The sequence below is a fragment of the Propionivibrio sp. genome (assembly GCF_047602565.1).
Classification (GTDB): domain Bacteria; phylum Pseudomonadota; class Gammaproteobacteria; order Burkholderiales; family Rhodocyclaceae; genus Propionivibrio.
Window position 1 is genome coordinate 2,803,605 of record NZ_JASGGX010000001.1, and the last position, 23,786, is coordinate 2,827,390.

Below are 23,786 nucleotides of genomic sequence, written 5' to 3' on the forward strand. Positions count from 1 at the left end.
TTGATGTTTTTGGCCGCGTTCCCGCGGGCGCGGCGGATTCCGGCGCCGCCTAGCCTCCCTTCACCGCCCCGGCCGTCAGGCCGGCGACGATCTGCTTCTGCGCGAACATCGTCAGCACCAGCACGGGCAGCGTGACGATCAGGGCGGCGGCGGCCAGCGGCCCCCAGCTCACCTGCTCGAACGAGAGCATGTTGTAAACGGCGACGGGCAGGGTCCGCGTCTCGCGGTTGGCGAGCACCACGCCGAACACGAAGTTGTTCCAGGAAAAGATGACCGACAGGATGAACGAGACGACGATGCCCGGCTTGGCGATGGGCAGGGCGACCAGGCGGAAGACCTGCCAGCTCGTGGCGCCGTCGATGCTGGCTGCTTCCTCGAGTTCGAGCGGCGTGGTTTCGAAGTAGCCCATCATGATCCACACCACCAGCGGCACGGTGACCACGAGGTGGATGATGATCTGCGGCCACAGCGTGCCGATCAGGTTGAGCCACTGGAAGAGCAGGAACATCGGGATCAGGTAGGACAGTCCCGGCGTCATGCGCGCGATCATGATCACGATGGCCGATTTCTCGGCCTTCAGGCGGGCGATGCCGTAGCCCGCCGGCACGCCGATCAGCAGCGCGAGCAGGGTCGCCGCGCCGGTTACCAGCAGCGAATTCCAGAAATACAGGAAGAAATTGTTCTCGGCGAACACCTTGACGTAGTTCGACCAGGCGAACTGCTCGGGAATGAAGATCGGCGGATAGGTGGCGTTGTCGATCTCGAACTTGAGCGACAGCGAGAGCATCCAGAAGAAGAACAGCGCCACCGGGGAGACGAAGACCAGCGCCGCGAACAGCGCGCCGATGCGGTTGAGCAGCCTGTGGGTCATTGTTCGTCTCCCGACTGCGCCCAGTGGGTCCGCTGCCTGACGATCAGCAGGACGAACGAGAGCACGACGATCAGGATGAAGAAGACGATCGCCATCGCCGAGCCGTAGCCGATGTTGTAATAGGAAAAGGCGACGTTGTAGAGATAGATGTTGATGGTTTCGGAGGCGGTGCCCGGCCCGCCCTGGGTCATCGCGTAGATGATGTCGAAGCTCTTCAGGGCGTCGATGGTGCGGATGATCACCGCGATCATCAGGAACGGTCCGATCATCGGCAGGGTCAGGTAGCGGAACTTCTGCCAGCCGTTGGCGCCGTCGATCTCGGCGCTCTCGTAGGGCTCGCGTGGCACGGCGGCCAGCCCGCCGAGCACGATCAGCATGACCAGCGGCGTCCATTGCCAGGTCTCGACCAGCACCAGCGACGGGATGACCGTCGCCTGGTTGTAGATCCACGCCTGCGGCTCGATGCCGGCGAGCGAGAGGAAATAATTGAGGATGCCCAGCTGCGGATGGAACATCATGGTCCACACCAGGGCGATCGCCACGGGCGTGGCCATCATCGGCATGACGAAGACGCCGCGCAGGAAGCCGCGCAGGGGGAACTGCGCGTCGAAGATCAGCGCCGCGACGGTGCCCAGGAAAAGCGGCAGCACCACCGACAGCGTCGTGTAGTAGAGCGTGTGCCACAGGGATTCCCAGAAGCGCTCGTCCTGGAACAGGTGCAGGTAGTTCTCCATGCCGACGAAGCTGCTGGCCTGGCCCAGCGTCCAGCTGTTGGCGCTCATCCACAGCGTGAAAGCCCACGGAAAGATGATCACCGCGCTCACCACGAGCAGCGCGGGCAGGACGAACGGCCAGTAGTTCGGCGTCAGCCTGAACGGCCGCACCTGCGTGGTATCCATAGCATCTCCCATGGTTGCGTCTATAAAAGACCCATGAACGCGCGGCGGCGCTCATGGGTCCGTGGGCCGTCCGCGGACGGCCCGGCCCCGCTGTCGGACAGGATTATGCTTCGCTCTTGGCCAGGACGGGCGCGAACTGGGCGGTGGCCTTCTTCAGCTCGGCGGCGGGATCGGCGCCGCTGATCATGTTGGTCAGGGCGACGCCGTAGATGTCGCGGAACTCGGTCACCGGGATGATCACCGGCAGCGACAGCTTGGAGATCTTGCCGCTCTCGATCACCGCGTCGAGCCATTCCTTCGGCATCTTGACGCCCTTGCGCACTTCGGGATCGGAGACGACCGAGTTGCGGAACGGCACGCCCGAGCCGGTCTGCAGCAGCCCCGCGCCCATCTTGTGCGAGACCACCCACTGGCAGAAGAGGTAGGCCGCTTCCTTCTTGGTGCTCTTGGCGGTGACGCCGATGCCGTCGCCGGTGGTCGCCGCCGCCTGGTCCTTCGGTCCCCTGGGCAGGATGCTGTAGCCGACCTTGCCGACCACACGCGACTTGGTCGGGTCCTCGATCGGCGGCGCGAAGCCGAGCCCGTCGAGCCACATGCCGATCTTGCCCTGCAGGAAGGCCGACTGCGCTTCCGCCCAGTTGAAGCCGGAGACGCCCGGCGGGGCGGACTTCGACATTAGCCGCTGATAGTACTTGGCGGCCTGGATCGCTTCGTCCGAGTCGGCCAGGATCTTGCCGTCCGGGCCGATCGACGGCGTGCCGCAGCCGAGCATCAAGGCGGTCCACACCGGCACGTTGGCGTTCTTCAGCCCGCGCGCCACGAAGCCGTAGGTGCCGGTAGCGCGGTCGGTCAGCGCCTCGGCGGCGTCGACCATTTCGTCGAAGCTCTGCGGATAGCGCAGGCCCTTCTTCTCGAACAGCTCCTTGTTCCAGTAGAGGATGAAGTAATCGACGGAGAACGGCAGGGACAGCAGCCGGCCCTTGGCGTCGTTGGCGAACATCCAGCCGGCCTGGCCGAAGTCGCCGGACGTCATGGACGGATCGGTCAGCAGCGGGTCCTTGAAGAAGCCCGAAATGTCGGCCAGCCAGTCGCCTTTCTCGAACTGGCGCTTCTGCACGTGATAGCTCATGTGCACGACGTCGAAGCTCGGCTTGCCGGAGCTCAGTTCAATGGTCGTTTTCTGGCGCTGCTGCTGCTCGGGCGTCGCCTCGGCATTGACCTTGATGCCGGTCAGCGCCTCGAACTCGGGCAGGTTCTTCAGAATCCATTCGCTGCGCGGGCTCTTGGTCAGGTTGGCCTCGATGGTGGTGCCGGCGAACCGCTTCCACTCGACGCCGGCGGAAAAGGCCGGCCGGGTTCCCAAGAGCGCCGAGCCTCCGAGTGCCGCGCTGGTGAGCAGAAATTCGCGGCGCGATAGTTGCAGTTTCGAGTTCATGTTTGTGTCGCCTCCTTGTTTTGCGTGGTTAGGATTTCCCCGCTTCGTGCCCGGCTCTCCTGGCGTCCGGTTTTCAGTTCGCTACCGTGTCAAAGAATAACACCTCCTCGTTTCATGCCATTGCCCGTTTCGCCCGGCCGTCTAGACCGGGATTCCCAGTTGCCGCCCGACCATGTCGCCGAGCCGCATGGCCTGCTGCATGGCGCTCGGGCCGTGCGCCGCATAATAATCCTCCGTGCCGCGCACGCGGCAGGCGGCCGTGCTGAAATTGCCGAGCGACTTCTGGAAATCCTTGGCGCAGACCGGGTAGTCCAGGCATTCGATGAACGAGGCCGTCGAGAGATAGGCGGCCAGCAGCTCGGCCTTCTCCGGTTCGTTCTGCCAGTTGTCGCACAGCCAGACGTACAGCGCGGGGTGGAAATTGGCCATCACGCCGCTGTAGCCGTGCGCCCCGGCCTGCAGCGAAGGCAGCAGGGTCTGGCCGTTGGCGTTGGCGATGTGCAGGCGGCTGCCCCGGGCCAGTTCGACGCGGCGGGCGATCGTGTCGAGGCGGCAGCAGGTGTCCTTGATGAAGGTGTAGCGGCCGCTGCGGGCGCACCAGTCGACCACCTCGTCCGAGAGCAGGCGCTTGTACGGGTACGGGCATTCGTAGATGCCCAGCCCGACGGTATCCGGCAGCGCGGTGGTGACCTTGCGCAGGTTTTCGAGGACCACGTCGTCGCCTTCCTCGGGCAGCGCGAAGCGGTTGCTGATCATGATCACGCTGTCCACGCCGGTTTCCGCCATGGCGCCGAGCTGGTCGATCTGCTGCGACAGGCCGCAGGCGGTGTGGCCGGAGGCGACGACGGGCACGCGCCCGGCGGTGTGGTCGAGCACGAAGCGGGTCAGCCGCAGCGATTCGGCCTCGGACAGGAAGAACATCTCGCTCGACTGGCAGTTGGCGAACAGGCCGTTGACGCCGGCCCGGATGTACCAGTCGATCAGCTTTTTCAGCGATTCCCAGTCGATTTCGCGGTCGTCGTCGAAGGGCGTCAGCATCACCGGCCAGACGCCGCGGTAGGGATCGTTGATGTTCATGGCCCGTCCGGAAAGAGAGAGGAAGCGGTCACAGCAGCCCGAAGGCGTCGCCGGCCACATAGACCTGGATGCCCTGCGTGACGGCCTGCGCCACGAAGGCGCGCAGCACGTCCCGCAGCGTGTCCTCGGCGACGTAGGCCACCGTGATGTGGTTGCTCTGGTGGCCGGCCATCAGGTCGTCGCGGCCGACGCCGTCGAGCGTGCAGTTGAGCAGCGGCCATTCGTAGGTGGTCGCCCGGCGCCGGCGCTCGAATTCCGCCGCCGGCAGTTCGACGGCGGTGCCGGTGCCGATGTGCATCACCACCCGCGTGCCCTCGTAGTGCGCGCGCGCCCAGATCAGGCGGCCGGCCTTGCCCTGGCCCTGGATGGTGGCGCCGCCCTTGGGGAAGTACATCGCCGGCTGGCGGTAGCCGGTGGCGCCGGCGATGCCGCCCTTGAGATGCTCGAACGGCACCGCGCCGGAAATCTCCAGATCCCAGTAGAAGGTGCCTTGGTAGTCGCTGCCCCAGCGGATGTCGTGCAGCGTGGTCTCCGACGGCAGGCCGAGCGAGTCGAGCAGGCGGAAGAGCATGGTCTGCGGAATCGCCGTGCCCATGTCGACCTCGTTGATGCAGGTGATCGGCTTGCCCGGACGGATGATCCGGCCGTTCTCGTCGGGGATCGGGAAGCGTTCGGTCGAGCCGATCGCGCCTTCCGCGAAGTCCGACGCCGCGCAGGAATGCGCCAGCCCCTGCTGGTACTGCACGCCGACGGCGGTGAGGCCGAAGCGCTGCGTGAAGCGCGCCATGGCGATCATCATCGCGCATTGTTCGAGCACCTGCTCGCGGGTCAGCTCCGTCGCCGGATCGCTGCCGAACTCGAATTTCATGCCGCGCGCCTCGTACCACCGCAGGCATTCCTCGCGCAGCGCCGCCGGCACCTTGGCCATCTCGACCAGCAGCGCCGACTGCGACAGGCTTTCCATCGGCATGCCGATGTCGACCAGCGCCTTCTGCGGGAAGACACCGTTGATCATGCCCATGCAGAAGCTGTCGAACAGCCCCATGATTTCCTTGTTGCGCAGCACGAACTCGCCGACCTGCCGGCCGACGGCCCAGGCCTGGGTGTTGCTTGCCGCATGCGCGGCGTCGACCGGGCGCAGGTACGAGGTGTCGTGCTCGATGGCGCCGGTCTTCAGCCAGGATGCCAGGCCCTTGAAGAAGAATTCGTCGTCGAATTCGGCCGACCACAGGCGCGCATAGGTCTTGCCCAGGCTGGTCAGCGTGCCGGCCATGCACAGCATGCCGACGAGGCCCGGCCAGGTGCCGTCGAAGTTGGCCAGCAGCAGCACCGGGCCGCGATGCCGGGCGAGACTCGGCGCGAGGTGGTGCGAATACTGCCAGGCGGTGAGCAGCACGATGACCGGCGCGTCCGGATCGATGGCGGCGAACAGGTCGCTGCCTTCGCGCTGGCTGCTGATGAAGCCGTGGCCCTGGTCGTCCTTGACCGGGTGGGCGCGCCGGGCCTTGAGGCCGAAGCGGCCGGCGAGCGCCCGTTCCAGCTTGTCCTCGAATTTCTTCTCCACCGGCCAGCAGGCGACGTTGGCGGATTCGCGCAGGTCGGCGTTGGTGACCAGCAGCACTTCCTGGTCGCCGGCCTTGATCAGCGGTTTGGATGCGGGAAGGGTCAGGGTAAGCATGGCAGTGTCCTTTTCGGTTGAAATGGGCGGCCTAGCGCCACGCCTGCATCGCGGCACGGCAGCGTTCCATGTCGTCGTAAAGCTGCAGGTAGACGGCGTACTTGGCGTCGTGGAACGCCTTGGCCTCGGGGCGCGCCTTGACGCTGCCGCCGGGGCGCACGAGGCCGGCGGCGGCGTCGGGCAGGGTCGGGAAGGCGCCGCAGGCCACGGCGCCGAGCAGCGCCGCGCCGAGCGTCACCGCGTCCTCCTCGCCGACCAGATGGATCTCGCAGCCGGTGGCGTCGGCGTTCTCGCGCAGCCAGTACGGGTTCTTGGTGCCGCCGCCGCACATCACGATGCGCCCGATGCGGTGGCCGGCGGCGTTCATGCTCTCGATGATGTGCCGCGTGCCGTAGGCCAGCGCCTGCAGCGTGGCGAGGTAGAGCCGCGCCAGCGCGTCCTGGCCCTGTTCCAGCGTCAGCCCGACGACGGCGCCGCGCGCGTGCGGATTGGCGCGCGGCGAGCGGTTGCCGTGGTGGTCGGAAAGTACGTGCAGGTCGCGCGTGGGCCACTTTTCGCGGCTTTCGAGGTCGGCCAGCCAGTCGTTGAGCACGGCGTATTCGTTGCGCCCTGCGGCCTTGGCCGTGCTTTCCAGCAGCGGCCAGGCGTCGCTCTGGCGCAGCGTCCAGTCGAGCAGCGCGCCGGCCGCGCTCTGGCCGCCCTCGCCGAGCCACCAGCCCGGCAGCATCGCGCCGTAGTACGGGCCCCACACGCCGGGCACCATGATCGGCTCGGGATTGACCACCATGTGGCAGTTCGACGTGCCGCCGATGATCGCCAGGCTGCCCAGGGGTTCCGTGCCGACCAGCGCCAGACCGCCGGCATGGGCGTCGATGATGCCTGTGGCGACGACCACGCCGGGGGGCAGTCCCAGTTCGGCAGCGGCCCGAGGACTCAGTTGGCCGGCGGCGGAACCGAGCGGGAGGACCCGCGGCGGCACCTTGCCGGCGATGTCGGAGAGGCCGACCGCGGCGAGCAGCGTCTCGCTGAAGCGGTGCTCGTGCGCCAGGTAGTTCCACTTGCACGTCAAACGTACACACGCTGGCGACGTCGGCGTCGCACAGGCGCCAGACCAGGTAATCGGCGAGGTCGAAGAAGCGCCACGCGGCGGCGTAGCGCTCGGGAAAGTGCTGCTTGAGCCAGAGGACCTTGGGCAGCTCCATCTCGATGCCGACTTCGCCGCCGACGTAGGCCAGCGCGGCATCGTGCGTGGCGTTGAGCGCCGCCGTCTGCGCGCCGGCGCGGTGGTCCATCCACATGATGATGTCGCGCTCGGCCTCGCCCGTCTCGGCGACGGAAACCGGCTGCCCGCCGGGGCCGACCGCCACCAGCGAGCAGGTGGCGTCGACGCCGATCGAGGCGATGCGCGCCGGGTCGATCGCCGTGGCGGCGACCGCTTCGCGCACGGCGGCGCCAATCTGCGTCCAGATGTCGGCGGAGGACTGTTCGACGAACAGGGGTTTCGGGTGGAATTGCCGGATCGGGCGCACGGCAAAGGCCAGCCGCCGGCCGTGCGCATCGAACAGGCCCGCGCGCACGCTGGCCGAACCGATGTCGATCCCCAGGAATACCCGATCGCCCATGTTTACCCCCGTTTTTTATCTGCTAATTCGAGTTAGCAATATAGTCAATATGTGTCGGCAAAACAAGGGGAGGCGGGTTGCGGCCGCCGCAAAAACAAAAAGCCTCCCGGCAACGGGAGGCTTCCTGGCGGGCGGTGGCGCGCCGGCGGGACTTACATGCCGAGCAGGCTGGCGTGCACCTTGACCACGGCCTTGCGGATCGTCGCCTTGTCCTTGATGGCCAGGCAGGGGCGATGCAGCTCCGTGGGCAGGAAAACCAGATAGGTGCCCGGTGCGGCGTCAACGAAACATTCGCCGGCCGGCGTCGGGTAGAACGCCAGGTCCTTGGCTTCGAGCTGGTCGTCGCTCGGCGCCAGCTCCGGCTGCGGCAGGGCGAAGCCGTAGCGTTCCGCGGTGCTGAACGGGATCTGGATGTCGGCGTACTTCTGGTGCGCTTCGGCGCGGCTTTCTTCCATCGTGCGCAGTTCGACGTCCTGGACCAGGTAGAACAGCTTGTCGCCCTCGATCTCGTAGCGGCCCGGCTCCAGCGCGCCGAGATCGACCTTCTGCAGCGCCTCCAGGGCCCGGACGATGGCGCCGGGCAGGGCGCCGCGCTGCGTCGCGATATCGGAAATGCGGCCTACGATCATGTGACTCTCCTTTTTTATGGTTGGAAAAGGCGCGTCCCCAGGCCGGGAACGCGCCATGAAAGCCCAGCGATTATCCTCCGAACCGGCGGTGGCCGCGCGGCATCCCGCGCCGCTGCCGTTTCAGGCCACGGTGGCCGCGTGCTGCGCGTACCACCGGGTCAGGAAAGCGGTCATCGCCTGTACCTTGGCGGAGAGGTGCCGGCGCGTCGGATAGACGACGTGGATCGGCAGCCGGCGCAGCGTCCACTCCGGCAGCACGCGCACCAGCCGGCCGGCAGCGAGCAGGGGCGCCAGCACGAAGCACGGCGCCTGCACGATGCCGGCGCCGGCCGCGGCCATCTCGGCCAGCAGCATGCCGTTGTTGGCGTTGACCGGGCCGCCGACGCGCACCTCGGCCGTCTTGCCGTCCGCGTTTTCGAAGTGCCACTGGTTTCCCGATGCCGCGTAGCTGTAGGTGAAACATGCGTGGCGGGAGAGGTCGCCGGGATGAGCGGGTTCGCCGGCACGCGCCAGATACTCGGGCGCGGCGGCGACGAACAGCGCGGTGTCGCCGATATGGCGGGCGACGAGGTTGTCGCTGCCGACCCGGCCGACGCGGATGGCGAGGTCGAGCCCTTCCTCGGCGAAGTCCGCGACGTTGTCCGAGAGCACGATGTCCAGCGTGATCTCCGGGTAGGCCTGGCCGAACTCGGCGAAGGCCGGGGCGAGCCGCAGCGTGGCCAGCGCGATCGGCGCGGTCAGGCGCAGGCGTCCGCGCGGCCGGCGCGCCTCGCCGGCGACACCGGCCTCCGCTTCCTCCAGATCGGCCAGCAGCTGGGTGCAGCGCTCGAAATAGGCGAAGCCTTCCTCGGTCGGACTCATGCGCCGCGTCGTGCGGTTGAGCAGGCGCACGTTGAGATGCGTTTCGAGCTGCGCCACGAAACGCGAGACCGCGGTGGTGGACAAGCCCGTGCGCTCCGCCGCCGCGACGAAGCTGCCGGCTTCGACGACCGAGCAGAAGACGCGCATCGCTTCGAATCTGTCCATTGATTGTCCCGAATACTGGAATAGAGATTAAATCTATCACATGTTTATTCCATTAATCGCAGGATTTAAAGTCGCTTCAACGTCAATCGGGTGATTGACGGATGCCCTCATCGATCCGCATCGCACCTTTCAAGGAGAACTCACATGACCGCCGTTGCCGCCCAGCTCCCTTCGACGACCCGCAGCGGGTCCACCGCCGCCGATTACGGCACCGCGCTGTTGCGCCTCGCGCTCGGCGCCATGTTCCTGTCGCACGGGCTGCTCAAGGTCCTCGTCTTCACGCTGCCGGGGACGGCCGCCTTTTTCGCTTCGATCGGTTTTCCGGGGTTCCTCGCCTACATCGTGGCGCCGGCCGAGGTGCTGGCCGGCGTGGCGCTGCTCCTCGGCTACCGGACGCGGCTGGTCGCCGCGCTGACCGTGCCGATCCTGATCGGTGCCGCCTCGGTGCACCTGGGCAACGGCTGGTCTTTCAGCGCGCCCAAGGGCGGTTGGGAATATCCGGTCTACCTGATCGTCGCCGCCGTGGCGCAGAGCCTGCTCGGCGGCGGCGCCTGGTCCGTGGATAAATCCCGTTCCACTGCTGTCTGACAGGCTTCCTTTCACCCCTGAGACAGGAGAAAAACCCATGAAACTGTACTTTTCCCCCGCTGCCTGCTCGTTTTCTCCGCATATCGCCTTGCGCGAGGCGGGGCTCGATTTCGAACTGGTCAAGGTCGACCTCAAGAATCACCGGGTCGCCGCCGACGGCAGCGACTTCACCCGGATCAATCCCAAGGGCTACGTTCCCGTCCTCGAACTCGACAGCGGCGAGGTGCTGACCGAGGGACCGGCCATCGTCCAGTACATCGCCGACCTCAAGCCCGAAACCGGCCTGGCGCCGAAGGCCGGAACGCTCGAACGCTACCACCTGCAGGAATGGCTCGGGTTCATCAACTCCGAGCTGCACAAGGGATTCGGTCCGCTGTTCAAGCCGACGACGCCGGAAGACTACAAGGCCGTGGTCCGCGAAAACCTGCAAAACCGGCTGGCGTTCGTGGCGGACCACCTGACGAAGAACGATTTCCTGCTCGGCGCCCAGTTCAGCGTCGCCGACGGCTATTTGTATACCATCCTCAACTGGACCCAATGGACGGGCATCGACCTCGCGCCGTGGCCGTCGCTGGTGTCCTTCCAGGCACGCGTCGGCGCCCGCCCAAGCGTACAGGCGGCGCGCGCGGCCGAGGCCGCGGCGTGAAACACCGGGATGGCGCCGACGCCGGTGCCATCCCCCGATGAAACGGATTTCTGGAGCAAACCATGCCCGCCGCACAACCGGTCCTCTTTCTCTCGCACGGTTCGCCGATGACCGCGCTCGGCGGCGACGAGCTCAACCGCGCCTGGGAGCGGCTGGCGCCCCGCCTGGCGAAGCCGTCGGCGATCCTGATGGTTTCCGCCCACTGGAACACGCGACTGCCGGTCCTCTCCGGCAGCCGGCAGCCGGAAACCATCCACGACTTCGGCGGCTTTCCGGCGGAACTCTATGCCCTGCGCTATCCCGCCCCGGGCGCTCCGGAACTGGCGCAGCACATCAAGCGGCAATTGTCCGAGGCGGGCATCGCGGCCGGAATCGACGCCTCGCGCGGCCTCGATCATGGCGCGTGGGTGCCCTTGCGCACGCTGTTTCCCGCCGCCGACGTGCCGGTGCTCCAGCTGTCCGTCCAGCCGGAACGCTGCGCCCGCCATCACTACGCGTTGGGCGCCGCGCTGGCGCCGCTGGCGGCGGAGAACGTGCTGATCGTCGGCTCCGGCCACCTGACCCACAACCTCATGGACTACCTGCGGCCCGGCGGCGAACGCCCCGCCGCCGAGTCGCGCGCCTTCCGCGACTGGGTGCATGCGCGGCTGATGGAGGATTCGCCGGAGGGCATGGAGGCGCTATTCGACTGGCAGCAGGCGGGGCCGGGGGCGCGTTTCGCGCATCCGACGCCCGAGCACTTCCTGCCGCTGTTCGTCGCACTCGGCGCGGCGGGGGAGCATCGCCGCACGGAATGGCTGGGCGGCGGCTGGGTGGAGGACGCGCTGGCGGCAGACAACTACCTGTTCCCGCCGAACGATTGAGCAAAAAAAACCGCCCGGCGCGCCGGGCGGTTTTTCGATCTACGAACCGATCAGTTCGCGCCGAGCAGCGGCAGCAGGCGCGTCTTCATCTTCTGCATCGCCTTCGCCTCGATCTGGCGGATGCGCTCGGCGGAGACGCCGAATTCGTCGGCGAGGTCATGCAGAGTCGCCGGGTCCTCGCTCAGCCAGCGCGCCTCGACGATGCGGCGGCTGCGCTCGTCCAGGCCTGCCAGGGCGGTCTGCAGGCCTTCGCTCTGCAGGTAGTCGCGGTCCCGCACTTCGAGTACGCGCGTCGGTTCGCTGCGATTGTCCTCGAGATAGGCGATCGGCGCGAAGCCGTCCTCATCCTCGCTGCCGGCTTCGAGCGCGATGTCGTGGCCGGACAGGCGGGTCTCCATCTCGACGACTTCTTCGGGCTTCACGTTCAGGCGATACGCCACGTCGTCCACCTGCGCGGGAGTCAGCGTCTCGCTGCCCGGCTTCATGCTGCGCAGGTTGAAGAACAGCTTGCGCTGCGCCTTGGTCGTCGCCAGCTTGACCAGCCGCCAGTTGCGCAGCACGTACTCGTGGATCTCCGCCTTGATCCAGTGGATGGCGAACGAGACGAGGCGCACGCCCTGATTCGGATCGAAGCGCTTGACCGCCTTCATCAGGCCGATGTTGCCTTCCTGGATCAGGTCGGCATGCGGCAGGCCGTAGCCGAGATAGCCCCGGGCGATGGAAATGACCAGACGCAGGTGGGAGAGAACCAGTTGGCGCGCCGCTTCCAGATCGTCTTCGTCCCGGAAGCGCGTCGCCAGGCGAAACTCCTCCTCCTCGCTGAGGATCGGAAAGCGCTTCGCCGCGGCAATATAGGCATCGATGTTGCCTACCGCCGAGATCGTCGGAAAAGCCAGAGCTTGCGTCATGTGGGTCTTCACCTCCTTCAGAAAGAGTCCGCATAAATTTTAGCACTCGCGTCTTGAGAGTGCTAAGCGGCGGAGAAGTTTCTTGTATCGGTTTGTAAGCCGGCGAGGTCAGCCTGCCTGCTGAAGGTGGAGCAACCGATCGAAGGCTTCCTGCCGTTCCATGGCTTCGGCGTACCTGGAGTGTGCTTCCGCGTCCGGCGAGACGACTCTGTCGATGGGGTAGCCGAACCGGCCGAGAGGCGCCGCGCCGAGCCGTTCCCAGGCCAGCAGCGCGGCGCCGCGAAGAGAGCCTTCCTCGACGCCGGACAGCTCGATTTCCCGGCCGAGGCAGTCGGCGACGATCTGGCTCCACACCGGGGAACGCACCAGGCCCGCGCCGGTGGCGACAATGCGTTTTTCGTCGGGCCAAGCCCGATCGAGCCGTTTTTTCAGCACGGCGAAGCGCAGACCGATGCTTTCCAGCGTGGCGCGATAGATTTCGAGAGGCGTCGTGGCGGCGGTGATGCCGGCAATGCACGCGGTGCGCCCGTCGATCCAGTCCGGGCTGCGGGCGCCGAGAAAAAACGGCAGGACAGTCAGGCCGTGCGCGTCGGGCGGCATGGCGGCTATTTCCTCGTCTACGTCGCGGCGAGCCTCTTCGGCCACCAGCCTGCGCGCCCAGGCGGCGGACGCACCGCCTTCCGACAAGGCCATACCTCCGGCGAAACGCTTGGCGTCGAGGCGAAAACACCAGAGAGCCGGGTCCGGCAGCCGCGGTCTGCCCGCATCCCACAGCATCCGCATGGAACCGCTGGTGCCCAGCATGAGGACCAGCGAATCCCTGGTGTGGCAGCCGCTGCCGATATTCGAACAGGCGCCGTCGCCGGCCGCGGGAAACCAGGGAATACCGGCCAGCTGCGGCCAGCGCCCGGCATATTCGGATCGCAGGCCGCGATAGGGGGAATCGGATACCTCCGGCAGGCTTCCTTCTCCGATCTCCGCCACGGACAGGGCCTCAGCGTTCCAGCGCGGCTGATCCAGGTCAAACAAACCCGTGCCGGACGCCATGGACACGGAGGTTTTCAATTCGCCGAAAAGCCGGTGCATCAGAAAATCGATGGCGGAACACCACGTGGCGGTGGAGGCGTAGGTGTTTTTGTCGGAATCCCTCAGCCACGGCAGGCGCGACAGCCAGAAACTCGAATGAATCGGGCATCCCGTCGATTCATGCAGCCCGCTGCCAAGGCGCGCTCTCAACGAGCGCGCCCGGTTGGCTGCCCGGCGGTCGGCCCACGTCCATACCGGCGTGGTCGGAGCCGTACGCTCGTCCAGCCCGACGAGGCTGTGCCAGAAGGTGCTCAGTCCCACGGCGTCGATGGCGAGCTTGCCTTCCTTGGCGGCGAGGGCTTCGTCGATGACCCGGCAAAGCTCCTTCAATAGTTCATCCGGCTGGATGGTTGCGCTGCCGTCATGGCCCGTGGCCAGCGGATAGCCATGCTGGGCGCAGGGGCCGATTTGTCGTCCGCAAGTATCGAAGATGGCGGCGCGTACCGACGACGTGCCGATATCGATGGATAGAACGCAGGACTTTTCATTCATGGGCAGTTCAAAGACCGGGGACAACGGGAGTCAGCAAGAATATCCGGGAGGGCTCCGGAAAGAAGCGGTAAATTTGTTTCAGCACTGTCCGCCGCCTTGAAAACAACTATCAGACAGGCCCCGGCTGCGTGAAACGGCAGGTTTTTCCGCCAAAAGGAGTGGATGCCAGGGTTTATCCCGCCGCTTCCCCGTGTTTCGTCCTCTGCTTTTCACGGCCTTGCGAGGGGATGGCGGACCGGCAGTGTCCCATTAATTCGTGTGCCTCGGCCCCAAAGGGCATCCTCGCTGCAAAGCTCGACAACCGCCGGAGCTTCTATCTCAGACGCCGCTTGTTGGCCAGGGCGTTGGCCTGATCGATCAACTGCGCCGAACGGTCGAAGCTCGAAAATGCGATCAGGGTGTAGAGCAGGTCGGCGATCACCAGCTGGGACAAACGGCCGGACAGGGAATCGTTGGAAAATGCCGTTGGACGGGCCGCGTACTGCAGCACCAGGTCGGACGACTTGGCCAGGGGCGACAGGGGATTGTGCGTCAGCGCAATCGTCTTCGCGCCGCCCGTTTTCGCCCGCCGGATGGCGTCGACCACGGATTCGGTACGGCCGGTATGGCTGACGCCGATCGCCAGATCGCGGCTTGACAGCATCGCCGACGAGATCGACATCAGGTCGACGTCCGAGTACGCCACGATGGCGATCCCCAGTCTCAGGAATTTGTGGCAGATGTCCTGGGCGACGCAAGCGCTCCCGCCAATGCCGTAGACATCGATCCGGCCGGCCCGCGCGATACACGCCGCGCTTCCGCACAGCGCCTCGACGTCGAGTGTGTAGCGGGTATCGGAGATGCTCTGCACCGAGGCGGCGATGAGTTTGTCCCGGATGTCGTCCGCCGCGTCGGTCACTCTGAGCTCGCCGCTGTTCATCTGCTGGGGATTGGCCAGATCGCGGGCCAACAGGACGCGGAATTCGGGATAGCCGTGATAACCGACGCTCTGGCACAGGCGGGTCACCGTGGCGTCGCTGACTCCCGCCGCCTTGGACAACTCCGAGATGGTGAAATGAATGACCTTTTCGGGATACTGAAGGGCGAAATCGCAGACGCGCTGTTCTGTCGGCGTCAACGATTTGTAGAACGGCTTCGAGCCGAAGCCGGACGTGTGTTTTGGCGACCTGTTTATCCATCTGCAAGAAGACATCGCCGGAGGCGGAAAGAACCAATGATATCGGCTCGGCGGCGGGTTATACCAGACTCGTTCCCGCCGGCACGGCGCATTTATCGCACGTATTTTCGGGACAAATGGCGTCGGCACGTCAAAGGCAATCCTTGTCCGATGCACTGCAGAATTTGAACGGCATGCCTGCCAAAAATAAATAACAGGTTGTTTATAAGGAAAAATAATCGCCGTTCAGGTTTCTCTCGGAGCTGTAATTCGTTTTCAGAAGACTGCCGTTCCTGAAACAAATTTACGTCTTCGCCCCGTAAATCGACCTCGGTAGCCTTGCCCATCACTTCAACGGAAAAAGGCAAGGCTATGGAACTTGGGTTTATCGGATTGGGCAGGATGGGCGGCGCCATGATCGCGCGCCTGCATGCCGCGGGGCACGGTGTCGTCGGCTTCGACATGAACGCGGAATGCGCGCGCGGCGTGAAGGAGAAAGGCATCGACGTGGCGGATTCGCTGGGGGCGCTCGTCGCCGCGCTGAAGCCTCCGCGTGTCGTGTGGACCATGACGCCGCCGGGTGCGGCGACCAGTGCGCTCATCCGGACGCTCTCTTCGCTGCTGAGCGCGGACGATCTGGTCGTCAACGGCGGCAACTCCGACTTCCGCGATTCGCGAAAGCTCGCCTCGGAATTGAAGGCTAAGGGCATCGGATTCGTCAACGCCGGCGTCAGCGGCGGAACGCAAGGCGCGAAAAACGGCTGCGGGCTGCTCGTCGGCGCGGAACGCCGGCACTTTGAACGCCTCGTGCCGGTTTTCGAAGCACTGGCCGCGCCGGGCGCGTATGCGCTGGTCGGAGGGACCGGCGCCGGGCATTTCACCAAGGCCGTGCATAACGGCGTCGAGTACGCGCTCATGCAAGCCTACGGAGAAGGCTACGAGTTGCTGGCCGCGTCCGACATCGGGGTCGACGTCGAAGCCACGCTCCAGGCCTGGCAGCGCGGGTGCTCCATCCGGTCGCACCTGCTGGAAAAGCTCTGCCAGGCCATCGACGGAAATCCCCGGCTCGACGGCATCAAGGGCTTCGTCGCCGACTCCGGCATGGGGCGCTGGACCGTCGAGGAGGCGATCCGCCTGCGCGTGCCGACGCCGACCATCTCCATCGCCCTGCAGGCGCGCTTCGGATCGCAGCAGGACGATTCGCCGACCATGAAGAGCATTGCCGCCCTGCGCGGCGTGATCGGCGGCCACGCGGTCATGAAAACGGGAGGCGCGGCATGAAAAGGGAAGACACGAATCCCGTCGTGGACCGTCTGGCCGTCATCCTCGACGAGCACTGCCGCCTGATGGAGGCGCTGGATGCAGCCGAGATCGATGCGCTCGCCGGCGCCATCGTCGATGCGAGAAGCGTCTTTTTCAGCGGCCAGGGGCGTTCCGGCCTGATGACGCGCGCGCTGGCCATCCGTCTCATGCACCTCGGCATCAAGGTGCATGTCGCGGGGGAACCGAGCACGCCAGCCATCGGCGCGAAAGATCTGCTCATCGCCGTATCCGCTTCCGCCGGCACCAAGGCGACGCTCGAGCACGTGCGGATCGCGCGCAACAGCGGCGCCCGTGTTGCGCTCGTCTCCTCGAAAAAACCAGAGCCCGACGCCGCCGACCTGGGGTTGACGCTGCCGGCCCGCTCGGCGATCCCCACGGTTCAACACGCGGGGTCCTTGTTCGAGCAGGCGTTTCTGCTCGTGGGGGATGCCCTGGCCTGGCACATCCAGACGCAGCTCGGCGTCGACGAGCGCCTGATGAACGAGCGGCACGCGAATCTCCAGTAGGAACGGGGCGGTCGGTCTCGATCGCCGAATCACCGCGGAGAGCCATGCCGTCGTGCAAGCGCCGGCGAAGCATCCATTGACGCTGCAACGCAGCAATTTCGACCAGAAGGGGCAGACATGATGAAAAAATCGGCATGGAAACACATCGTTCTTGCAGGCGCATTGAGCCTTTCGGGCGCGAGCGGCGCGCTCGCCGCGGTAACGGCAAGGCTGGGGCACGCGATGCCGGACACGCATCCGCAGGCCGTGGCCATGAACAGGTTCGTCGAACTGGCGGCGAAGTACACCAACAACAACGTGCAGATCAAGGTCTACCACAGCGCCCAGCTCGGCAGCGATGAGAAGCAGCTGCAGGCGGTGCAGTCGGGCACGCAGGAGTTCTACATCGGCAGCGTCGCGGCATTCTCGACGCGCATCAAGGAAGTCCAGATCTGGGATATGCCGTTCCTGTTCGCCAATAACCAGGAGGTCTACGCGCTGCAGGACGGACCGACCGCCCAGAAGATCTTCAAACAGATGGAACCCGCCGGAGTCATCGGGCTGGGATGGGGAAACATCGGCTTTCGCAACATCTCGAACAGCAAGCGCCCGATCACCAAGGTCGAGGACCTCAGCGGCCTGAAGATCCGCGTGACTCCCAATCCGCTGGCCATCGACATCTGGAAGACGCTGGGCACGAACGCTACGCCGATGGCCTTCTCGGAGGTGTTCACCGCGCTCGAGATCAAGGCCATCGACGGCCAGGAAAATCCGTTGATGCACATGTACGCCAACAAGATGCAGGAAGTGCAGAAATTCATCTCGCTTTCCAACCACGCCTATGTGACCGTCGGCCTGGTCGCCTCCAAGAAATTCTGGGACGGCCTTCCGGACGCCGACAAGGCCGGCATCCAGAAAGCGGCCGACGAGGCCAAAGCCTTGCAGCGGCAGTTGCTGGAGCAGGCCGACAAGGACGTGATCGCGAAATTCATCGAGGCGGGCGTCAAGGTCAATGCGATTGCCGATGAAGAGCTGCTGAAATTCAGGGAACGGGTCAAGCCCGTCGTCGAACGCTTCTCGGCACAGATCGGCGAATCCTTCGTCAAGGAATTCCAGGCCGAGATCGAAAAAGTGCGTTCGGGCAGTTAGGCGAGGATCATCCGGGCGGCGGGGAAAGGCGGACAGGGCCTTTCCCCGTTTTTTGCGCAATTCTCTCGCCGGTCTTTGCAGAGGAACCATCTATGAAACGAGAGTTAAGCCGGGTGCACGACGGGTTTTACCGTCTGCTGGAAGTGATCATGGTGGTGTGCCTGCTGGTGATGTTTGTGCTGGTGTTCATCAACGTGATGATGCGGATTTTTATGAACAGCGGGATAGACGTATCGGAAGAGCTGCCGCGGTACGCCTTTGTGTGGATGACGTTCATTGGGGCGGTGGTGGGGATGCGCAAGCACGCGCACCTGGGGGTGGACATGGTGGTGGCGGCGCTGCCGGTGCTGGGGCGGAAGGTGTGCTGGGGCATCAGCCAGGCGATCATGGCCCTGTGCAGCCTGTACATGCTGTACGGCACGTGGCTGCAACACGACATCATTGCGGCGAACGCCTCGCCGGTGATGCAGATGAGCATGCTCTGGGCGTTCGGGGTGAGCTACCTGACGGGCGCCGCGATCACCCTCATCTGCATCGCCAACCTGGCGCGCCTGGCCTTCGGGCAGGTGGCCGAAAGCGAACTCATCGACGTGCAGGAAGAAGGCCTGGAAGAAGCGCACGAAGTCGAACGCGAACTTGACGCCCAGGAAAAAAGCCACGCCGTCCGTCCCGGAGGACCCCAAGCATGACCGTCTTTGTCTTTATCGCCTCGCTGCTCGCGCTCATGGCCCTCGGCATGCCGATCGCCTTTGCGCTGATCGGCTGCGGGCTCGCCATGATGTACTACATGGGGATGACCGACCCGCAGATCGTCATCCAGAACATGTGGGACGGGGCCAACAGCTTCCCGCTCTTGGCCGTGCCCTTCTTCATGCTGGCCGGCGAATTCATGAACGCCGGCGGCATGACACGGCGGATCATCACCATGTCCATGGCCTGGGTGGGACACATCCGGGGCGGGCTGGGCTACGTGGCGGTGGTCGCGGCCATCGTCATGGCCTCGCTGTCGGGCTCGGCGGTGGCCGACACTGCCGCGCTGGCCGCGGTCCTGATCCCCCTGATGCGCAACGCCGGCTACGACGTCAACCGCTCGTGCGGGCTGATCTCCTGCGGCGGCATCATCGCCCCGGTGATTCCGCCGTCGATCGCCCTCATTCTGTACGGCGTCACGGGGGGCGTGTCGATCACCAAGCTGTTCATCGCCGGCATCGTGCCGGGGGTGCTGATGGGCCTGTCGATCATGCTTGCCTGGCGGTGGTGCATCAAGCACGACGAAATGCGCATCGAAGCCAAGCGGAGCCAGGCCGAACGCTGGCAAGAGACGCGCAGCGCCTCCTGGGCGCTGGTGCTGCCGGTGGTCATCATCGGCGGACTGAAGACCGGCATGTTCACCCCCACCGAGGCGGCGGTGATCGCGGCGGCGTACTCCCTGTTCGCGGGCACGGTGATCTACCGGGAGATCAAGTTCAAGCAGCTCTTTGGGCTGTGCCTGCGGGCGGCGGAGACCACGGCGGTGATCATGTTTCTGGTGTCGGCGGCGGGGGTGTCGGCGTGGCTGATCACGGCGGCGGACATTCCGGGACAGCTGGCCGAGATGGTCGCCCCGTTCATGGGCAACAAGATGCTGATGACCTTCGTGCTGATGATCCTGGTGCTGCTGGTGGGGACGGCGCTGGACATGACGCCGACCATTCTGATCATGACGCCGGTGCTGATGCCGGTGCTGAAGCAGGCGGGGATCGACCCGGTGTATTTCGGGGTGCTGTTCATCATGAACAACGCGATCGGGCTGGTGACGCCGCCGGTGGGGACGGTGTTGAACGTGGTCTGCGGGGTGGCGCGCATTCCGATGAGCGGGGCCATCAAGGGCGTCGTTCCCTTCATGATCGCCCAGACCATCGTGATGTTCCTGCTCGTCCTCTTCCCAGATATCGTCATGTTGCCTCTGCACTGGATGACGCGGTAGAGAACGATTGGATCGGGAGCGCGGCAGCCGGATAGAATCCCAGGCCAGGAGGTGATACAGCGTGCCGGGACGACCTAAAGCAGCGCTCTTGCTCAGTGGCAGTGTCCGCGCACAACTGCAATCGATGGCGGGGTCGGATTCGCTGCGGCCGGCGCTGGCCATGCGCGCCGGAATCGTCCTGGCCTGCGCGGCGGGCGAAACGAACACGGAGATCGCGAAACGGCTTTCGCTGTCGGAAGCCACCGTCGGGAAGTGGCGCCGACGCTTCCTCGAAGCGGGATGCCCGGGCCTCGATGATCGTGCGCGCCCCGGAAAGCCCCCCGCGTACGATCGTGCAACGATCGCCGCCCTGCTTGACAAGGCGCGCAGCGCCCAGGATGCCATCGGCAGCGTGCGTGGCCTGGCGAAAGAGCTGGGGCTGCCAAAAAGCAGCGTGCATCGCTACTTGCGGCAAATCGAATTCCGGCAATGCCTCGGCGATGGAAGCGGCGTCCTTGGCGATCCACGATTCCTGCGAAAAGCGCAACAGGTGATCGGTTTATACCTGAATCCGCCCGACGGCGTTTTCATCCTCGGTGTTGAAAGACAGGGAAAGAGCGTTGCGGCAGACAGGGACGGCAAGGATATGGCGATACTCGCCGCCGCGCTGAACGTTGCCTCCCGAACGCCAAAGCGCAAATCCGTGGCACGCCAGAGACACTACGAATTGCTGGAGTTTTTCAAGCAGACGGAAGGCGCCGTTCCCGATGACGTGGACATCCATGCAGTCGCGAACAACAAGCTCATGTGCGCCCACCCGAGAATAGCCACGTGGCTGGCGGCGCGGCACAGATGGTCCGTCCACGCAGTCCAGGCTCCCGAGGGATGGCTGCGTTTTCTTGAACAGGTGTTCCGTACCGGAGAGAAAGGCGCCGGCCGCCGCAAACGGCTCGTTTCAGCGCAGGAAATCGTGGACAGAATCCGCCTGTTTGCAGCGGCTTCCGGCAGAAACGGCGACCCGTTTCTATGGATGAAATCTTTCGGAAATGTCTTCTGAGTTGGAACGCCGACGGAGTCGGGGTTTCGGCTGCGATGGGCAGGAACGGCGCATGTGCCGGGAACGGCGGCGCCTTTGGTACACTGACGATCCCAGCGTGGGAATCTCGTCGGAATAGTCCGCTCCCGTGACCAAGGCCAAGCGTTCGGTAACCATCAAAGATGTCGCCGCCAGGGCGGGTACCTCCGCCGCGACGGTGTCCTATGTGCTCAGCAACCGGCAGCGGTATCTGCGCCAGGAGCTGCGCGAGCGGGTGCTGCGGGCCGCGGCGGAAATCGGCTACGTGAAGAACGCCGCCGCGAGCAGCATCAAGGGCCAGCGGCGCGGCATCCTGGCGGTCGTGGTCGCCCAGTTCGGCAATACCTTCTTCACCCGGATGTGCGTCGAGATCGTCTCGATCGCGCGCCAGGAGGGGTTCGTCGTTTCGCTGTGCAACAGCGACGAGGACCCGCAGCAGGAACGGGTGATCATCGAACGGCTCATCTCGCAGCAGATCGACGGCTGCATCCTGAGCCCGGCGCTGTCCAGGGAGGAGAACACCGAGCTGCTCCGCCGGCATCGCATCCCCTACGTGATTCTGGAACGTTCCTTCCCCAACATGGAGGAAACGCACAACTTCGTGGGCCACAGCAACTTCCAGACCGGCTACCTGGCGACGCGCCATCTGCTGGCCGCCGGCCACCGGCGGATCGCGTACTCCGGCTGGGACTCGCCGATTCCGAACGTCGGCGACCGGATCGACGGCTATCGCACCGCGCTGCGCGAATTCGGCCTGCCGGAATCGCGGCAGATCGTCCTGCTCGACGAGCTGAGCGAGGCCGGCGGATACCGCATGGCGGGGCAGCTGCTGCAGGCCGGGGTGAGCGCTGTCGTCTTCGGCCACCATGAAACCGCCAAGGGCTCGCTGCTCTGCTTCCAGGACCGGGGAATCCGCTGGCCGGACGACATCTCGTTCGTGATGATCGGCACGCCGGACTGGATCGGCGTGCTGCGGCCCAAGGTCACCTGCATCCTGCGTCCCGAGCACCGCATGGCGGCGGCCGCTGCCAATCTGCTGCTCAGCCGGGTCGAGGACCCGGACGCGCCGCCGGCGCAGCAATTGTTCGAGAGCACCCTGCTGGACGGCGATTCGGTCCGCGCGATCGCCGGTTAGATCACCGCGTGCGCAGCCACTCCGCCGCCGAGTCGGCGTCGAGGTACAGCGTGCAGGACGGGTGCCGGCGCAGGATGCTGGCGGGGCACGAGGCGCCGATCGGCCCGGTGAGCATCGACCGCACCGCCGGCGCCTTGCGTCCGCCGGGGACCACGCACAGCAGCGTCTCGCCACGCAGCAGGGCCGGGATGGTGAGCGTCAGGGCGCGCTCGGGCACCGCCGCCAGGTCGGCGAAGGCGCCGTCGTGCACCTGCTGGCGGCGGCAGGCCTCGTCGAGCCGGACTTCCTTGACGGTGAGCGGATCGTCGAAATCCGCCGCGTGCGGGTCGTTGAAGGCGATGTGCCCGTTCTCGCCGACGCCGAGGCACACCAGGTCGATCGGCGCGGCCAGCAGCAGGTCCGCGTAGCGCGCGGCCTCGTCTACGGCGGAGGGTTCCGAGGCGTCCAGGTAGTGCGCGGCCCGCAACGGCACGTGCCGGAACAGCGCGCCGCGCAGGAAGCTGGCGAAGCGGCTGGGGGAATCGGCGGGCAGCCCGCAATATTCGTCCATGTGGAAGGCTTCGACGCGGGGCCACGGCACGTCGTCGGCGCGGCGCAGTTCGGCCAGCAGTTCGTTCTGGGAGGGGGCCGCCGCGAAGATCGCCCGGCATGCGCCGCGCCGCGCGATCGCCTCGCGCATCGTCCGCCGGGCGGCGAGCGCTGCGGCTACGCCGAGCGCCGTTCTGTCCGCATGGACCTCGATCCGCAGTCGATCCACACGGTCGACGTGAATGGCCTCGTCCATCGCACGTTCTCCGTTGCGGGTCAGGTCCGGCCGCCGGTTTCCAGCACGGCCGCGTCCAGCATCCTCTGGAAGCGCCGCCCGTATTCGACGTAGTTGTCGAAGCGCAGCCGTTCGGGGGAAGACACTCCGGCGTCGTGGAAGACGACGGCCATGTGCGGCTCGATGCTGAAGTCGCCGTCGTAGCCGCTGCGCAGCAGTTCCCTGACGATCGCCGCCACCTGGCAGCGGCCCTCGTCCGGGAAGAAATAGCGTTCCTTGCCCGTGGCCGGGTCGCGCACGCCGTCCTTGATGTGCACGTGGGCGACATGCGCGCGCAGGTGCGCGTAGCATTCCATGACGTCCTGGTTGGGATACGGAAACGGGCGGCGGAAGTCCGGCGTGATGCCCGGATTCCCGGTGTCGAAGACCAATTGCAGGCCCGGCACCGCCGCCAGCATTTCAAGCGAGTGCTCCCAGCTCATGCCGCCGAAGTTCATGCAGTTCTCGTGCACCGGCGTGATGCCGGCGTCGAGGAAGCGGTTGCAGATCTCGCGCAGGCGGCGGAAGCGTTCCTCCTTCTTCTGGTCCGGCAGCGCCCGGCCGGCGGCGTCGAGCAGGATCGCGTAGCTCATGATGCGCACCAGGGGCACGTCGAGGGCGCGCATCCGCCGGATCGCGCGCTCGACCACCTCCAGCGTCCCGGCGAACGGCTCGTCGACGCTCTTGCTCCAGTTGGCGATCGTCGAGCCGAAGCAGTTGACGCGCATCCCGGCCTCGTCCAGCGTGCGCCGGACGGCGTCGAAATCGCGGTCCGGCAGGTCGTGGATATTCACCCCGCCGATGCTGCGCGCCTCGATGCACGACCAGCCGAGCGCCCGCGTGGCCCCGATCTGGCCTTCCAGGCCGTCGGCCGCTTCGTCCGCAAACCCGCTCAA

The 23,786-nt window shown here is 65.7% G+C and carries 24 protein-coding genes and 1 pseudogene; 10 read left to right on the forward strand and 15 right to left on the reverse strand.

Annotated features, from left to right (window positions below; all coding sequences use genetic code 11):
- Positions 1 to 49 precede the first annotated feature (49 nt).
- The 9 genes and pseudogenes from QM701_RS13130 to QM701_RS13170 all read right to left on the reverse strand — a co-directional run bounded on the left by QM701_RS13130 (position 50) and on the right by QM701_RS13170 (position 9,237).
- Positions 50 to 871 carry a carbohydrate ABC transporter permease gene (locus QM701_RS13130; RefSeq protein ID WP_415167498.1) on the reverse strand — a complete coding sequence of 274 codons (822 nt, stop codon included), beginning with the start codon at positions 869 to 871 and terminating at the stop codon, positions 50 to 52.
- Positions 868 to 1,770, reverse strand: coding sequence for a carbohydrate ABC transporter permease (locus QM701_RS13135; RefSeq protein WP_415167499.1), 903 nt, complete (start codon positions 1,768 to 1,770; stop codon positions 868 to 870). The genes QM701_RS13130 and QM701_RS13135 overlap by 4 nt, the downstream gene beginning before the upstream one ends.
- 103 nt (positions 1,771 to 1,873) lie before the next feature.
- Positions 1,874 to 3,205 carry an ABC transporter substrate-binding protein gene (locus QM701_RS13140; RefSeq protein WP_415167500.1) on the reverse strand — a complete coding sequence of 444 codons (1,332 nt, stop codon included), beginning with the start codon at positions 3,203 to 3,205 and terminating at the stop codon, positions 1,874 to 1,876.
- A 141-nt stretch (positions 3,206 to 3,346) separates the two neighbouring features.
- Positions 3,347 to 4,282 (reverse strand): dihydrodipicolinate synthase family protein, encoded by a 936-nt coding sequence (locus tag QM701_RS13145; protein ID WP_415167501.1) that lies wholly within the window; start codon positions 4,280 to 4,282, stop codon positions 3,347 to 3,349.
- A 28-nt stretch (positions 4,283 to 4,310) separates the two neighbouring features.
- A complete protein-coding gene (locus QM701_RS13150; protein WP_415167502.1) occupies positions 4,311 to 5,960 on the reverse strand; it encodes a hypothetical protein in 1,650 nt (549 codons plus the stop codon).
- 31 nt (positions 5,961 to 5,991) lie between these two features.
- A complete protein-coding gene (locus QM701_RS13155; RefSeq protein ID WP_415167503.1) occupies positions 5,992 to 7,029 on the reverse strand; it encodes an FGGY-family carbohydrate kinase in 1,038 nt (345 codons plus the stop codon).
- A gap of 79 nt (positions 7,030 to 7,108) precedes the next feature.
- Positions 7,109 to 7,582: pseudogene (locus QM701_RS13160) on the reverse strand (FGGY family carbohydrate kinase); the annotation flags it as partial.
- Positions 7,583 to 7,734: 152 nt separating this feature from the next.
- Positions 7,735 to 8,211, reverse strand: coding sequence for a YhcH/YjgK/YiaL family protein (locus tag QM701_RS13165; RefSeq protein WP_415167504.1), 477 nt, complete (start codon positions 8,209 to 8,211; stop codon positions 7,735 to 7,737).
- A gap of 120 nt (positions 8,212 to 8,331) precedes the next feature.
- Complete coding sequence (locus tag QM701_RS13170; RefSeq protein WP_415167505.1) at positions 8,332 to 9,237, reverse strand: LysR family transcriptional regulator; 906 nt, start codon at positions 9,235 to 9,237, stop codon at positions 8,332 to 8,334.
- Positions 9,238 to 9,381: 144 nt separating this feature from the next.
- On the opposite strand from QM701_RS13170, the gene QM701_RS13175 reads away from it, so the two are divergent.
- The 3 genes from QM701_RS13175 to QM701_RS13185 all read left to right on the forward strand — a co-directional run bounded on the left by QM701_RS13175 (position 9,382) and on the right by QM701_RS13185 (position 11,334).
- On the forward strand, positions 9,382 to 9,825 hold the full coding sequence (locus tag QM701_RS13175; protein WP_415167506.1) for a DoxX family protein: 444 nt from the start codon (positions 9,382 to 9,384) through the stop codon (positions 9,823 to 9,825).
- A gap of 37 nt (positions 9,826 to 9,862) precedes the next feature.
- Positions 9,863 to 10,471 carry a glutathione transferase GstA gene (gstA, locus tag QM701_RS13180; RefSeq protein WP_415167507.1) on the forward strand — a complete coding sequence of 203 codons (609 nt, stop codon included), beginning with the start codon at positions 9,863 to 9,865 and terminating at the stop codon, positions 10,469 to 10,471.
- 62 nt (positions 10,472 to 10,533) lie between these two features.
- On the forward strand, positions 10,534 to 11,334 hold the full coding sequence (locus tag QM701_RS13185) for a DODA-type extradiol aromatic ring-opening family dioxygenase (RefSeq protein WP_415167508.1): 801 nt from the start codon (positions 10,534 to 10,536) through the stop codon (positions 11,332 to 11,334).
- 50 nt (positions 11,335 to 11,384) lie between these two features.
- Here QM701_RS13185 and rpoH read toward each other — a convergent pair whose 3' ends face one another.
- The 4 genes from rpoH to QM701_RS13205 form a co-directional block, all read right to left on the reverse strand.
- Entirely contained in the window at positions 11,385 to 12,242 is an 858-nt protein-coding gene (gene rpoH, locus QM701_RS13190; protein WP_415167509.1) for an RNA polymerase sigma factor RpoH, read from the reverse strand.
- 108 nt (positions 12,243 to 12,350) lie between these two features.
- Entirely contained in the window at positions 12,351 to 13,820 is a 1,470-nt protein-coding gene (locus QM701_RS13195) for a gluconokinase (protein ID WP_415167510.1), read from the reverse strand.
- A gap of 313 nt (positions 13,821 to 14,133) precedes the next feature.
- Positions 14,134 to 14,937 (reverse strand): MurR/RpiR family transcriptional regulator, encoded by an 804-nt coding sequence (locus QM701_RS13200; RefSeq protein WP_415167511.1) that lies wholly within the window; start codon positions 14,935 to 14,937, stop codon positions 14,134 to 14,136.
- A 152-nt stretch (positions 14,938 to 15,089) separates the two neighbouring features.
- Positions 15,090 to 15,392: a hypothetical protein gene (locus QM701_RS13205; protein ID WP_415167512.1), complete on the reverse strand. Its 303-nt coding sequence runs from the start codon at positions 15,390 to 15,392 to the stop codon at positions 15,090 to 15,092.
- On the opposite strand from QM701_RS13205, the gene QM701_RS13210 reads away from it, so the two are divergent.
- From QM701_RS13210 to QM701_RS13240, 7 genes are all read left to right on the forward strand, one after another.
- Complete coding sequence (locus tag QM701_RS13210) at positions 15,391 to 16,257, forward strand: NADP-dependent phosphogluconate dehydrogenase (RefSeq protein ID WP_415167513.1); 867 nt, start codon at positions 15,391 to 15,393, stop codon at positions 16,255 to 16,257. The genes QM701_RS13205 and QM701_RS13210 overlap by 2 nt on opposite strands.
- A complete protein-coding gene (locus tag QM701_RS13215) occupies positions 16,254 to 16,805 on the forward strand; it encodes an SIS domain-containing protein (protein ID WP_415167514.1) in 552 nt (183 codons plus the stop codon). The genes QM701_RS13210 and QM701_RS13215 overlap by 4 nt, the downstream gene beginning before the upstream one ends.
- A gap of 117 nt (positions 16,806 to 16,922) precedes the next feature.
- Complete coding sequence (locus tag QM701_RS13220) at positions 16,923 to 17,933, forward strand: TRAP transporter substrate-binding protein (RefSeq protein WP_415167515.1); 1,011 nt, start codon at positions 16,923 to 16,925, stop codon at positions 17,931 to 17,933.
- Between the two features lie 92 nt (positions 17,934 to 18,025).
- A complete protein-coding gene (locus QM701_RS13225) occupies positions 18,026 to 18,622 on the forward strand; it encodes a TRAP transporter small permease (protein WP_415167516.1) in 597 nt (198 codons plus the stop codon).
- Entirely contained in the window at positions 18,619 to 19,899 is a 1,281-nt protein-coding gene (locus QM701_RS13230; RefSeq protein ID WP_415166653.1) for a TRAP transporter large permease, read from the forward strand. Before QM701_RS13225 ends, QM701_RS13230 begins: the two co-directional genes overlap by 4 nt.
- 88 nt (positions 19,900 to 19,987) lie before the next feature.
- Positions 19,988 to 20,935: a helix-turn-helix domain-containing protein gene (locus QM701_RS13235; protein ID WP_415167517.1), complete on the forward strand. Its 948-nt coding sequence runs from the start codon at positions 19,988 to 19,990 to the stop codon at positions 20,933 to 20,935.
- Positions 20,936 to 21,062: 127 nt separating this feature from the next.
- On the forward strand, positions 21,063 to 22,088 hold the full coding sequence (locus QM701_RS13240) for a LacI family DNA-binding transcriptional regulator (RefSeq protein WP_415167518.1): 1,026 nt from the start codon (positions 21,063 to 21,065) through the stop codon (positions 22,086 to 22,088).
- Between the two features lies 1 nt (position 22,089).
- Here QM701_RS13240 and QM701_RS13245 read toward each other — a convergent pair whose 3' ends face one another.
- Both QM701_RS13245 and QM701_RS13250 read right to left on the reverse strand, forming a co-directional pair.
- Positions 22,090 to 22,872 carry a glucosamine-6-phosphate deaminase gene (locus tag QM701_RS13245; protein WP_415167519.1) on the reverse strand — a complete coding sequence of 261 codons (783 nt, stop codon included), beginning with the start codon at positions 22,870 to 22,872 and terminating at the stop codon, positions 22,090 to 22,092.
- Positions 22,873 to 22,892: 20 nt separating this feature from the next.
- Entirely contained in the window at positions 22,893 to 23,786 is an 894-nt protein-coding gene (locus QM701_RS13250) for a sugar phosphate isomerase/epimerase family protein (RefSeq protein WP_415167520.1), read from the reverse strand.

Coding starts and splice junctions, on each gene's coding strand:
- QM701_RS13130 (WP_415167498.1), bottom strand. CDS start 871: ATGACCCACAGGCTGCTCAACCGCATCGGCGCGCTGTTCGCGGCGCTG.
- QM701_RS13135 (WP_415167499.1), bottom strand. CDS start 1,770: ATGGATACCACGCAGGTGCGGCCGTTCAGGCTGACGCCGAACTACTGG.
- QM701_RS13140 (WP_415167500.1), bottom strand. CDS start 3,205: ATGAACTCGAAACTGCAACTATCGCGCCGCGAATTTCTGCTCACCAGC.
- QM701_RS13145 (WP_415167501.1), bottom strand. CDS start 4,282: ATGAACATCAACGATCCCTACCGCGGCGTCTGGCCGGTGATGCTGACG.
- QM701_RS13150 (WP_415167502.1), bottom strand. CDS start 5,960: ATGCTTACCCTGACCCTTCCCGCATCCAAACCGCTGATCAAGGCCGGC.
- QM701_RS13165 (WP_415167504.1), bottom strand. CDS start 8,211: ATGATCGTAGGCCGCATTTCCGATATCGCGACGCAGCGCGGCGCCCTG.
- QM701_RS13170 (WP_415167505.1), bottom strand. CDS start 9,237: ATGGACAGATTCGAAGCGATGCGCGTCTTCTGCTCGGTCGTCGAAGCC.
- QM701_RS13175 (WP_415167506.1), top strand. CDS start 9,382: ATGACCGCCGTTGCCGCCCAGCTCCCTTCGACGACCCGCAGCGGGTCC.
- gstA (WP_415167507.1), top strand. CDS start 9,863: ATGAAACTGTACTTTTCCCCCGCTGCCTGCTCGTTTTCTCCGCATATC.
- QM701_RS13185 (WP_415167508.1), top strand. CDS start 10,534: ATGCCCGCCGCACAACCGGTCCTCTTTCTCTCGCACGGTTCGCCGATG.
- rpoH (WP_415167509.1), bottom strand. CDS start 12,242: ATGACGCAAGCTCTGGCTTTTCCGACGATCTCGGCGGTAGGCAACATC.
- QM701_RS13195 (WP_415167510.1), bottom strand. CDS start 13,820: ATGAATGAAAAGTCCTGCGTTCTATCCATCGATATCGGCACGTCGTCG.
- QM701_RS13210 (WP_415167513.1), top strand. CDS start 15,391: ATGATCGCGCGCCTGCATGCCGCGGGGCACGGTGTCGTCGGCTTCGAC.
- QM701_RS13205 (WP_415167512.1), bottom strand. CDS start 15,392: ATGGCGCCGCCCATCCTGCCCAATCCGATAAACCCAAGTTCCATAGCC.
- QM701_RS13215 (WP_415167514.1), top strand. CDS start 16,254: ATGAAAAGGGAAGACACGAATCCCGTCGTGGACCGTCTGGCCGTCATC.
- QM701_RS13220 (WP_415167515.1), top strand. CDS start 16,923: ATGATGAAAAAATCGGCATGGAAACACATCGTTCTTGCAGGCGCATTG.
- QM701_RS13225 (WP_415167516.1), top strand. CDS start 18,026: ATGAAACGAGAGTTAAGCCGGGTGCACGACGGGTTTTACCGTCTGCTG.
- QM701_RS13230 (WP_415166653.1), top strand. CDS start 18,619: ATGACCGTCTTTGTCTTTATCGCCTCGCTGCTCGCGCTCATGGCCCTC.
- QM701_RS13245 (WP_415167519.1), bottom strand. CDS start 22,872: ATGGACGAGGCCATTCACGTCGACCGTGTGGATCGACTGCGGATCGAG.